The sequence below is a fragment of the Methyloversatilis discipulorum genome, assembly GCF_018780585.1.
GTDB classification, from domain to species: domain Bacteria; phylum Pseudomonadota; class Gammaproteobacteria; order Burkholderiales; family Rhodocyclaceae; genus Methyloversatilis; species Methyloversatilis discipulorum_B.
This window is the reverse complement of the sequence record NZ_JADMJL010000025.1, coordinates 70,364-81,385: the sequence shown is the minus strand read 5'-3', so window position 1 is coordinate 81,385 and position 11,022 is coordinate 70,364. Positions and strand designations below refer to the sequence as shown.

General features: G+C 64.8%; 14 protein-coding genes and 1 pseudogene. 1 reads left to right on the top strand and 14 read right to left on the bottom strand.

Annotated features, from left to right (window positions below; translation table 11 throughout):
- The 5 genes and pseudogenes from IV112_RS21565 to merT all read right to left on the bottom strand — a co-directional run.
- Window positions 1-447: pseudogene (locus IV112_RS21565) on the bottom strand (Tn3 family transposase); the annotation flags it as partial.
- Complete coding sequence (locus IV112_RS21560; protein WP_003098931.1) at window positions 411-926, bottom strand: Tn3 family transposase; 516 nt, start codon at window positions 924-926, stop codon at window positions 411-413. The gene IV112_RS21560 and the pseudogene IV112_RS21565, both read right to left, overlap by 37 nt.
- Window positions 927-944: 18 nt before the next feature.
- Window positions 945-2,633, bottom strand: coding sequence for a mercury(II) reductase (merA, locus tag IV112_RS12745; protein ID WP_003098932.1), 1,689 nt, complete (start codon window positions 2,631-2,633; stop codon window positions 945-947).
- Window positions 2,634-2,643: 10 nt separating this feature from the next.
- Window positions 2,644-2,931: a mercury resistance system periplasmic binding protein MerP gene (gene merP, locus IV112_RS12740; protein WP_003116826.1), complete on the bottom strand. Its 288-nt coding sequence runs from the start codon at window positions 2,929-2,931 to the stop codon at window positions 2,644-2,646.
- Window positions 2,932-2,943: 12 nt separating this feature from the next.
- On the bottom strand, window positions 2,944-3,294 hold the full coding sequence (gene merT / locus IV112_RS12735) for a mercuric ion transporter MerT (RefSeq protein WP_003116827.1): 351 nt from the start codon (window positions 3,292-3,294) through the stop codon (window positions 2,944-2,946).
- 71 nt (window positions 3,295-3,365) lie between these two features.
- Between merT and merR the strand changes: the two genes are divergently transcribed.
- Window positions 3,366-3,773: an Hg(II)-responsive transcriptional regulator gene (gene merR, locus IV112_RS12730; protein ID WP_003098939.1), complete on the top strand. Its 408-nt coding sequence runs from the start codon at window positions 3,366-3,368 to the stop codon at window positions 3,771-3,773.
- 261 nt (window positions 3,774-4,034) lie between these two features.
- On the opposite strand, the gene IV112_RS12725 is transcribed toward merR, so the two are convergent.
- The 9 genes from IV112_RS12725 to IV112_RS12685 form a co-directional block, all read right to left on the bottom strand.
- Complete coding sequence (locus IV112_RS12725; protein WP_003098941.1) at window positions 4,035-4,859, bottom strand: hypothetical protein; 825 nt, start codon at window positions 4,857-4,859, stop codon at window positions 4,035-4,037.
- Between the two features lie 288 nt (window positions 4,860-5,147).
- A complete protein-coding gene (locus IV112_RS12720) occupies window positions 5,148-5,426 on the bottom strand; it encodes a hypothetical protein (RefSeq protein WP_003116828.1) in 279 nt (92 codons plus the stop codon).
- Between the two features lie 97 nt (window positions 5,427-5,523).
- A complete protein-coding gene (locus tag IV112_RS12715; protein WP_003116829.1) occupies window positions 5,524-6,261 on the bottom strand; it encodes a hypothetical protein in 738 nt (245 codons plus the stop codon).
- An 83-nt stretch (window positions 6,262-6,344) separates the two neighbouring features.
- Window positions 6,345-7,031 carry a hypothetical protein gene (locus IV112_RS12710; protein ID WP_003116830.1) on the bottom strand — a complete coding sequence of 229 codons (687 nt, stop codon included), beginning with the start codon at window positions 7,029-7,031 and terminating at the stop codon, window positions 6,345-6,347.
- Between the two features lie 182 nt (window positions 7,032-7,213).
- On the bottom strand, window positions 7,214-7,606 hold the full coding sequence (locus tag IV112_RS12705; protein ID WP_003116832.1) for a hypothetical protein: 393 nt from the start codon (window positions 7,604-7,606) through the stop codon (window positions 7,214-7,216).
- Between the two features lie 21 nt (window positions 7,607-7,627).
- Window positions 7,628-7,840 (bottom strand): hypothetical protein, encoded by a 213-nt coding sequence (locus IV112_RS12700; RefSeq protein WP_003116833.1) that lies wholly within the window; start codon window positions 7,838-7,840, stop codon window positions 7,628-7,630.
- A 337-nt stretch (window positions 7,841-8,177) separates the two neighbouring features.
- Window positions 8,178-8,489, bottom strand: coding sequence for a hypothetical protein (locus tag IV112_RS21555; RefSeq protein ID WP_003108988.1), 312 nt, complete (start codon window positions 8,487-8,489; stop codon window positions 8,178-8,180).
- A gap of 336 nt (window positions 8,490-8,825) precedes the next feature.
- Entirely contained in the window at window positions 8,826-9,326 is a 501-nt protein-coding gene (gene lspA / locus IV112_RS12690) for a signal peptidase II (RefSeq protein WP_003098955.1), read from the bottom strand.
- A gap of 3 nt (window positions 9,327-9,329) precedes the next feature.
- A partial coding sequence (locus tag IV112_RS12685) for a heavy metal translocating P-type ATPase (protein WP_304003853.1) occupies window positions 9,330-11,022 on the bottom strand: 1,693 nt, incomplete at its 5' end.

Here is an 11,022-nt window from a genome sequence, read left to right as displayed (position 1 = left end):
ATCGCCGGTCAGGTTGATGTGCTCCCAGCCCAGCGGCGACAGGTACTGCAACAGGGCGTCATCGACAGTCTGGCCGTGACCGCGTAAGGCGTTTGAGGCCCGTTCCAGATAGACCGTGTTCCACAACACTATGGCCGCCGTCACCAGGTTGAGGCCGCTGGCCCGGTAGCGCTGCTGCTCGAAACTGCGGTCGCGGATTTCGCCCAGCCGGTTGAAGAACACGGCGCGGGCTAGCGCGTTGCGGGCTTCGCCCTTGTTCAGTCCGGCATGCACGCGGCGGCGCAGCTCGACGCTTTGCAGCCAGTCCAGGATGAACAGCGTTCGCTCGATGCGGCCCAGCTCGCGCAGCGCCACGGCCAGGCCGTTCTGGCGCGGGTAGCTGCCGAGTTTCCTGAGCATCAGCGAGGCCGTCACCGTGCCCTGCTTGATCGAGGTGGCCAGCCGCACCTTGGCGTTGATCGCCTTGCCGGACGCCTGGAACTGCTGCTGATGCTTGTGCTTGGCAGCGTTGAACAGCTTGCCCAGGATGCGGTCGTGCAGGTCGATGATTTCGTCGGTGACGGTGGCCATGCCCTCGATGGCGAGCGCACCAGGGTCGCGTAGCGGCGCTGTGCCTCGAACTTGGCCAGATCGGCGGGCGTCATCTGGCCGCCTTCGCGGGCGATCTTGAGCAGGCGGTTCTGGTGCACCGACCGCTCGATGCCGGAAGGCAGGTCGAGCGCCTGCCAGGCTTTGAGGCGCTCGATGTGTTCGAGTATGTGGCGCGAGTTCGGCTTGACGGGCGACTGGCGCAGCCAGGCCAGCCAGGTCGTCTTGCCGTTGTCGTGGCGCTTGAGCAGATCGTCGAGGCGGTGCCGGTGGGTGGCCGACAGGGGATCGGACAAGGCCGCGTAGATGCGGCGGTTGGCGCGGCTGTAGGCGTTCATCGAACACCTCCCTTTTCCTCATCCGGCGCAACAGGACAGTTGCTTCACGTCCTTGTTGAAGGTCTGCGCCGCGAGCTTCAGTCCCTCGACCATGGTCAGGTAGGGGAACAACTGGTCGGCCAGCTCCTGCACGGTCATCCGGTGGCGGATCGCCAGCGCGGCCGTCTGGATCAGTTCGCCCGCTTCCGGCGCGACCGCCTGTACGCCGATCAGCCGCCCTGAGCCAGCTTCCGCCACCAGCTTGATGAAGCCGCGCGTGTCGAAGTTGGCGAGCGCCCTCGGCACGTTGTCGAGCGTCAGCAGCCGGCTGTCGGTCTCGATGCCGTCGTGGTGCGCTTCCGCCTCGCTGTAGCCCACGGTCGCCACCTGCGGATCGGTGAACACCACCGCCGGCATCGCCGTCAGGTCCAGCGCCGCGTCGCCGCCGGTCATGTTGATCGCGGCGCGCGTGCCGGCCGCCGCCGCCACATAGACGAACTGCGGCTGGTCGGTGCAGTCGCCGGCAGCAAAGATGTGCGGTGCGCTCGTGCGCATGGCGCGGTCGATGACGATGGCTCCCTGCGCATTGACTTCGACGCCTGCCGCTTCAAGGTTCAGGCTGCGCGTGTTCGGCGCGCGACCGGTGGCGACCAGCAGCTTGTCGGCGCGCACTTCCCCCTGCCCGGTGGTGAGCACGAATTCCCCGCCCGCATAGGCAACGTGGCTCGCCTGGGTGTGGTCCAGCACCTCGATGCCCTCGGCGCGGAAGGCGTCTGTTACGGCTTCCCCGATGGCCGGGTCTTCTCGGAAGAACAGCGTGCTGCGCGCCAGGATCGTGACCTGGCTGCCCAGCCGGGCGAAGGCTTGCGCCAACTCGACCGCCACCACGGAGGAACCAATCACGGCCAGCCGCTCGGGGAGCGAGCTGCTTTCCAGCGCCTCGGTGGAGGTCCAGTGGGGTGTGTCCGCAAGGCCCGGGATTGGCGGAAGCGCCGGGCTCGCGCCGGTGGCAATCAGGCAGCGGTCGAAGTTCACCTCGTGCGTGCCGCCGTCAGCGGTCGCCACGGTCAGCGTGCGCGTGTCCCTGAACCGGGCCTCGCCGCGCAGCACGGTGATGGCCGGAGTGCTTGCCAGGATGCCTTCGTACTTGGCATGGCGCAGCTCCTCGACGCGGCCTTGTTGCTGGGCCAGCAGCCGCTCGCGCAGTACAGCGGGCGCTGCGGCCGGCAGGCCAGCATCGAACGGGCTTTCGCGGCGCAGGTGGACGATGTGCGCGGCGCGGATCATGATCTTGGACGGCACGCAGCCGACATTGACGCAGGTGCCGCCGATGGTGCCGCGCTCGATCAGCGTGACGCGGGCGCCTTGCTCCACGGCCTTCAAGGCAGCCGCCATCGCCGCGCCGCCGCTGCCTATCACAGCCACGTGCAGCGCTTGTTCACCGCCAACATGCTTCGTTTCGCCACCGAGCCAGCCCAGCGCCTTGTCTAGCAGGCCGGCAGGCTTGTTCGGCGTGTCGGTAAGCCGTGCGCGATAGCCGAGCGTGGCCACTGCGGCAACCAGCGGGGCCACGCTCACGCCTGCATCCGCCTCGATTTCGGCCTGCCGCTGCGGATAGGACACCGAGGCCGCGCGCACGCCGGGCACGTTCGTCAAAGCCTGCTGGACGTGCTCGGCGCACGACGTGCAGGTCATGCCTTCGATGTGGAGGGTGATCGCCTCGGCCATGATTACGCCCTCACTGCTTGACGCTGGACGGGTAACCCGCGTTTGCGGTGGCCTTGGTCAAGGCGTCGGCATTGGTCTTGGCCTCGTCGAAGGTGACGACGGCCTCCCGCTTCTCGAAGCTGACTTCGGCCTTCTCGACGCCGGCGACCTTGGACAGAGCCGTCTTGACCGTGATCGGGCACGCGGCGCAGGTCATGCCGGGCACCGACAGGGTGACGGTCTTGGTGGCAGCCCAGGCGGGCGCGCTTAGAGCGGCGGCCAGGGCGATGAGGGTGGTGAGGGTGGTGAGTTTCTTCATGGTGATCTCCTTTCAGTAGAACAGCGGCAGGACGTAGGGAAACGCGAGGGCAACCAGAACCAGGGCGGCCACGATCCAGAAGATCACCTTGTAGGCAGTCCGCACTTGGGGCACGGCGCAAACGTCGCCGGGCTTGCAGGCATGGGCTGGTCGGAAGATGCTGCGCCAGGCGAAGAACAGCGCGATGAGCGCTGCGCCGATGAAGATCGGCCGATACGGCTCCAGCACGGTCAGGTTGCCGATCCACGCGCCAGAGAAGCCGAGCGCGACCAGGACAAGGGGGCCGAGGCAGCAGGCCGAGGCGAGGACGGCCGCGACGCCGCCGGTCGCCAGTGCGCCGCAGCCGTTCTTGGGTTCCGACATAAGGTTCTCCTTCCGGGACTTCGCTTGATGCTGTAACGTTACTTCCGTAGTCAACTACGGAGTCAAGCGCCATGGAGAACGCTCAAGAGAATCTGACCATCGGGGCCTTCGCCAAGGCAGCCCGGGTCAACGTGGAGACGATCCGCTTCTATCAGCTCAAGGGCTTGCTACCCCAGCCGGAGCGGCCCTACGGTCGCATCCGCCGCTACGGGCAGGCGGACGTGGCGCGGGTGAAGTTCGTGAAGTCAGCCCAGCGCCTGGGATTCAGCCTGGATGAAGTCGGCCAGCTCCTGAAACTGGAGGACGGCACCCATTGCAGCGAGGCGGCCGAACTGGCTGCTCACCGGCTGGCCGATGTGCGCGCACGCATGGCGGACCTCACGCGGATGGAAGAGGCCCTGTCGACGCTAGTGAGAGAGTGCAACGCGCACCATGGCAATGTTTCCTGCCCGTTGATCGCAGCTTTGCATTGCTGCTAAAGGGCCCACTTCGGCTCTTAGCGTACGATTTTTTTCCGTTTTCTGAGACGACCCCTGATTGGCGATGGCTTCGGTCAGCACGGGGCGCAGGTCAGCGCCTTTGAATCGCAGTGACATGGATGAAATCTCCTGTGTGGAAGAATGAGAAAGGCCTCCATCCGATGGGATGAAGGGCCTGTAGTGCACGCGGCCGGAACGGCTGGAACGCCGTGGCGGATGCCTCGGGTCAGCCGCAGGACCGCCCGGTTTCGCTGCGGGGCGTCATGCCGGGACGGCCTGGCGCTTGCGGGCCGCTTTCGCGTCGAGGATGCTCACGTCGATCTGGCGCCAGCGCCCGTCGTCGATGAGCCTCTCCAGCACTTCGCCGAGCATGTCGAAATACACCTCGTCGTGCCGATCGACCAGTTCGACCGATTCACCGTTCTGACGGTGCAGTTCCACCACGTAGGTGTCTCCGCCGCGGTCGTAGAGGATCGTCACCCGGCCCTCGAACTTCGCGGTCGAGACCGTGAAGCTGATCGCCGGCGGGGTCTCGATGATCTTGGAGGGCGTGGGATCGACCCAGGTGAAGTCGCGGGCACCGGCATCCACCAGCATGTGGGTGATGCGCCGGAAGCGATCGGGGGCCGGCATCTCCTCCAACTGCTCGATGAGCTGGCCCAACTCCATGCACTGCGGCGTGGGAATGGGCAGCTTGGCCGGCGCCGAGCCGAGGATGTGCCTCGTGATGGTGTACGGCGTGCCGTCCGAAGTCTCCTCGGTGATGACCTCCGGCGTGTCCGCGCGCAGTCCATCGAAGCGACGACGGGCATAGGGTTGGACATGCACCTTGGCGCCTTCGGCAGGAACCGTGGTCACCAGGCTGGGATCGAGCACCGCGAACTCGGAAGGCTTGAGCTTGACGACGATGGCATCGTCGGTCGCGGCGACCACCTTGCCGTCGAAGGGTTGGGGGTCGATGGCGAAGCCCAGCGTTGAGGACAGCGGCTGATCATCGAACACGCGGTACTTGAACGACCGCACGTTGCGGGGCACATGGCCTGCGACCAGCGAAGGCATCATGGATTTGATGAGGGAACGATCCATGGGGAAACTCCTTGAGGAAAAACAAGGGATTCCCCGCCCGCAAGGGAGAGGTCCCTTGTGGGTGGCGTGGATGGACGCGGTAGGTCCGTAGGAAGAAACGACCAGCACGGTTTCCCGCGCTTGCAGCCTCGAAGGTCTCGACTGCCTGGGCATGTGCCGGCAACGCCGACGAACATGGGGCAAGCATGGCCCTGGGGCGGTCTGCCTGCCCGCAGGAAACGGCACCGCACCACAACCGTTTTCCTGTGCTGCGGGCAAGAAAAAGCCCCTCGAAAGGGGCTGGAGGAATCAGGCTTGGTACACGAAGTAGTGCTCGCGCTGACGCGGAAAGAACACGTGTTTCCACGTGTCGCCGCTTGTGTTGCCACCGTCGAAGACGACCATTTCGTAGTCGTCCACGTCGGTGTCCACCAGGTCGGCGCTGGCGATATGGCGCATGTGCAGCGTGCCGCTCATGCGCTCGAATACCAGGATCTGGCCGATGGCATCTTCCTGGCTCATGGCGTTGACGCAGGCTCCGAGTTGGTGCTCGAAGTCGGATGCGGGTGTGATGAGGTCGGGGAACATGGGATCGCTCCTGTGAAAGTGCGCCGGCCCGGCTCTCTGGCGGGAGACCGGGCCGGCATGCGGTGAGGACAAGGAAGGCCGGGGATGTGTGTGGCAGCTATTCGCCGGCCAGCGATAGGCCCGGCAACACGGGTGCGTCGGCATCGAGGATGAGGATGCGCACGTCGGCCTGGCCGGCCAGTTCAAGGATCTGTGCCAGCTCGTCCGGCATGCCCTTGCTGCGGTGCTCCTGCCGAAGCTGCTCGGCGGCGATCCCCTCGACGTCCTGCAGGTGCTGGTCCGTCCAGGGCGTGGAGATCAGCTTGACGCCGATCGCCGGGCTGTAGGGAATCCGGAACGCGATGAACAAAAAGGCCTCCGGCGTCGCGAGGTCAGCCAGGTTGGCCAGGTACTGGCCGGTTTCGCGGCTGATGTGCGCGCTGCTGATTTCCCAGCACCGGCTGTAGTAGCCGGTCTCGAAGCTCAACCGCTGCACGACTTCCCGTGCGGCCTCGGCCGAATAGGTGTCGCCAATGTGGACGGGGCGGCCGTCGAAGTCGTCGCCGTGGATCGCGTACACCACGGCACCCACCATGCCTTCGCCGCTGCCCCCTTCAGCCGCGTCGCATTCGGCGATCAGTGCGGCGCCGACAGGTTCGGTGCCAGTCCTGACCACCGCGAAGTCGCTGGTGATGATGCAAGGAGAAGAAACCAGCGCCGCGTCGCAGAGGTGCTGCTGGCTCGGGTGGATGTTTCGCCAAACATGCGGGCTTCCGTCCTCGTAGCTGATGGACAGCGTGCGGACGATTTTCAGATTCCAGTAGCCGCGTAGAAAGGGATTGGGATTCTGGGACATGGGATTTCTCCAACAGAATAATGATGGAGCAAATCCCCGCCACCGGGAATTGACCCCGGTGGGTGGAAAGAAAGGAAACAGCGTCAGGTGACGCTGATCGTTGGCGTTTGGGCCAATCGCTCGGCGACGCGCCGGCGCAAATTCATGCGGAATGGCTCGTCGCTGACGCCCGCCAGCAGATTGATGGTCTCCAGCGCGATCAGGGCCGAAGCCTCTTCGATGTCGGCGGCCACAATGGTCTTGCGCAATTGGTCGCCGAGCTGGAGGGCCTGGGAGGAGGAGCTGATGAAGCGGACCTCGCGGCTCAGGTAGCAGCCGTTGCCGCCGAACTCGAACAGCCGCGGCTTGCTGCAGTACCAGCAGCCCTCGAACTGGATGGCGGTCAGGTGGTGCCCGTCATCGAACCGGGTGGCGATCAGAAACAATGCGTCGAGATCGGCGGTGTCCTCGAACGAATGACGGTCGATCAAGTTCCCCAGCTCTTCGTCCTCATCGGCACGGAAGTGCACGGCGAGCAGTTCGAGCAGCGGCGGGATCGACAGCCCTTCGTCGTCCGGCATCGGAATACCGAGTTGCGTGGCCAGGTCTTCCAGGCCATCGAGCACGTCCGGCCATTGCGGATTGGTGGTCTCGGCGATCTGGGCGATGTAGGCCTGCCCGTTGCCGGGGTGGCTCTCGTCCAGCGCGAAGGCGCCGAACAGCGCCTGGATGACGGGCGTCACACGGTCGAGCACGAGAACGCCGGTGGCTTCGTAGTAGTTGTTGGCCATGAAGGCTCCTTTCGATGAATGAACGGAGCCAGCCCTTGCGGACGATGGCATCCGCAGGGGAAACCGCCTGATGCCGGATGGCGCTGGGCGGGGAGAAAACGCGAGGGACATGGCCTCGAACGAGGCGCATGTCCCTCATGGGGTCCCGTGAACGCAGTGATGAAGGTGTGCCAGGGACCGGCTCACCAACCGCTGTAGTTCAGCAGCAGGTCGGCGATCACCTGGCGACGTTGCAGATCGAGACCATCGAAGTCCGACAGTCCTTGGAAGTGGCAGCGCTTGAGCATGGCACCGCCCTCGCGCGCGTTGTAGAAGCTGAACATGGCGGACAGGAACATGCGTTCCCCGCTGCTCAGGACGCCGAGTGCGTCGTTGGCACGCAGCATGTCGGGACGCAGATCCCACTTGCTCTTTGCCTGGTTCAGGCCTTCGCGCGTGCCGTCGCCAAACCATTGCGGGCCTGCGATCTCGACGCCGCGCTTCCAGACCTCGAAGAAGGCTTGGGGCGCGGCGGCGAAATGCTGCTCTTCCCGCATGATCTGATCGACGACTTCCTGGGGCAAAAGCTGGTTCATGACGTGGTTCCTCCAGTTGGATCAGGGTGTGGCGAGCTGGGACCAGCCGCCTCTTTCGAGGGCACGTTGAGCCGCGGCATAGCTGCGGAAGTACTGGCAGGATTCCCGCGAAACGGGACCTTCTGTATCGCGCGTGCCGATGTAGTGGCCGGCGGCGCTATGCAGGATTTCGAGCGGCAGGAACTTGCCGCAATGGATCAAGGCCAACTGGCCGAAAGAGGCTTGCTGGGACATGGACGGGCTCCTTGGAAAAAGCGGGGCCTCGTCCCTCACGGGATGGCAGCTCCCGCACGCGGTTGAGAAAAAAGCATCGGCGTCACGGGTGACGCGCGTCCGCAGACTCGATGCGATGGCGGACTGGCGGGTAGCGCGGAAAGAATCCGCGGCAGCCTGGAAACTCTGGCTGCTGGCATGGTGCTGACGAATCAGCGACACATGCGGGCAGCTTCATGCGCGAGGCGAGCCGCGTCAGCCGGAAATCGGCATTTGCAACAGCCCCGATTGGCGAACGCGGAAAAAAGAAAGCCCCGCAATAAGTGCGGGGCTGTCAGGAGGATGAGGCGAAACTGGGTCAGCGAGGCCTGTCGCCCAGTACATGCTGCTTCCACAGGGCGAATGCCTCGTCCGGTCCCAGCTCTGCGAGGATGACGATGGGCTGGCCCCGACGGGCACGCAGCGATGCGAAATACGCTGGCCGGTCGGCGATGGCGTTGAGCTTGATGCCCTTTAGGAACAGCAACTGGCGGGGGCGAACTTTGGTGGTAACGCAGGCATGATTGCGCTTGTTTGGGGCAAAAGGGCCAGCGAAGCGGGCGGACACGGCCAGAAAACCGCGACGAACTACTTGTACTTGCCAGGCGAGGCGAACGGGTGACATCAGCATATCGCTATGCGGTAAAGAAGACCGTCCTAAAGCTTGCAGGATCCCGGCATAGCTTCATCATCACCTCTCCGTGACGGCTCATTGGAACGAAAAAGGCCAGCATCGCCGTGATGGACTTTCATAATTGCCAGGTCAACTGGCTTGCGTGCTGTTTATTCACAGCAAGGCATTGCGACGTCGTTGCAGCAATCGCCGCCATCGCAACAGGGCGTTGCAGCAAAAGCGGCGGTGGGCGCTAGCATGAGGGCCAAGCCGCGGCCGCTCATGCTGGGGGCCGTTCTCTTCAGATTGGTGTCCTGCACCGTGTGCATTGCGAATTTCCGGATCGTCCCAATGTCACTGGGACTCCTTTGTGGCGGCCGGGTTCTCCACGCTCATGAACGACTGGGCCACCAGCGCGATCGCCCCGCCCACGATGGCCATGTCAGCGATGTTGAAGGCGGGCCAGTGCCAGCCGTGCAGGTGAAAGTCGATGTAGTCGATAACGTGCCCGCGCGTGGCGCGGTCGAACGCGTTGCCCAATGCGCCGCCCAGAATGAGGCTGTACGAAAGGCCTTCCGTTTTGCGCAGCGGCCGGGAGAGCAGCCATGCGAGCCATGCCGATATTGCGAACGCGATCGCCAGAAAAAACCACCGCTGCCAGCCGCCCGCGCCAGCAAGGAAGCTGAACGCCGCGCCGGGATTGAGAGCGTGAACTAGGTTGAAGAATGACGCCACCTCGTGCGACCAACCCAAGGGAGTTGTCGCGTCAATGTAGCTCTTAGCTGCCTGATCGCCGGCGAATATAACGATCGCGAGTGAGTACCACTGCGTCTTGCGAAGAGATGGTTCATCCATTGTTCATGCCGCCTTGAACTTCAGGAGGCGCAGCCCATTGACGACAACCAAAAGACTTGCCCCCATGTCAGCGAACACAGCCATCCACATGGTGGCATGCCCTGTGAACGTCAACGCAAGGAACACCGCCTTGATGCCAAGGGCCAGAACGATGTTCTGCGTGAGGATCGCCGCAGTGCTACGCGACAGCCGGATGAAGGCGGGGATCTTGCGCAGGTCGTCGTCCATCAGGGCGACGTCGGCTGTTTCGATCGCGGTGTCGGTGCCGGCCGCGCCCATGGCGAAGCCGATGTCGGCACGGGCGAGCGCGGGCGAATCGTTGATGCCGTCGCCCACCATGCCCACCTGGCCCTCGCCGCCGACCAGGCTTTCGATGGTCTTGAGCTTGTCTTCGGGCAGTTGGTCACCACGGGCTTCAGAGATTCCGACCTGGGCAGCGATGGCCGCGGCCGTGTGCTGGTTGTCCCCCGTCAGCATCAGCGTGCGCACACCCAGCGCCTGCAGGTCGGCCACCGCCTCACGGCTGGTTTCCTTCACGGTGTCGGCCACTGCAAAAATGCCGAGCACGGTCGCATCGTCCATCAGCAGGATCGCTGTCTTGCCTTGGCGCTCCAGGGTCTCCAGCCGAGCCTGGAGCGTCGCTTCGCTCAGGCCCAGCTCCTGGGCGAGCCTGTGGTTGCCCATGTGCAACATGCGCCCGGCGACGCGGCCGCGCACGCCGCGGCCAGGCAGCGCCGCGAAGTCGTCGACCTCGTGCAGCGCGATGCCGTCACGGTTCGCCTTGCGGGCGATGGCCTGAGACACAGGATGGTCCGAGCGTGCCGCGAGGCTTGCGGCCCAGGCGGCAACTTCCTGCGCCTCGCCGATCAGCGGCACGAAGTCGGTCTGCTCGGGCTTGCCATGTGTGAGTGTGCCGGTCTTGTCCAGGGCCAACGCCTTGAGCTTGCGCCCGCCCTCCAGGTAGACGCCACCCTTGATCAGGATGCCGCGTCGGGCGGCAGCGGCCAAGCCGCTGACGATGGTGACCGGCGTGGAGATGACCAGAGCGCAGGGGCAGGCGATCACCAGCAGTACCAGGGCCTTGTAGACCCAGTCAAACCATGCGCCGCCGAAGGCGAGCGGCGGCACGACGGCAACCAGCACGGACACCGCGAACACCGCCGGCGTGTAGACGCGGGCGAACTGGTCGACGAAGCGCTGCGTGGGCGCACGGCTGCCCTGCGCGGACTCCACGGCATGGATGATGCGCGCGAGCGTCGAGTCGCTGGCGCCTGCGGTCACCTTGTATTCGAAAGAGCCGGTCTCATTGATGGTTCCGGCGAAGACCTGGTCACCTTCGGCCTTCTCGACGGGCAGGCTCTCGCCGGTGATGGGCGCCTGGTTGATGGCCGATCGACCCGAGGTGATCAGGCCGTCCAGTGCGATGCGCTCGCCAGGACGCACGCGGACCACCGCGCCCTTTGCGACCTCCTTGGCCGGCAGCTCTGTCCATGAGCCATCGGCCTGCCGCACGGTCGCGGTCTCGGGCGCCAAGTCCATCAGCCCCCGAATGGCGTTGCGGGCGCGGTCCAGCGACTTCGCCTCGATCACTTCCGCCAACGCGAACAGGAACATGACCATGGCGGCCTCCGGCCAGTGGCCGATCGCCATGCCGCCGGTGACCGCGATGGCCATCAGGGCGTTCATGTTCAGGTTG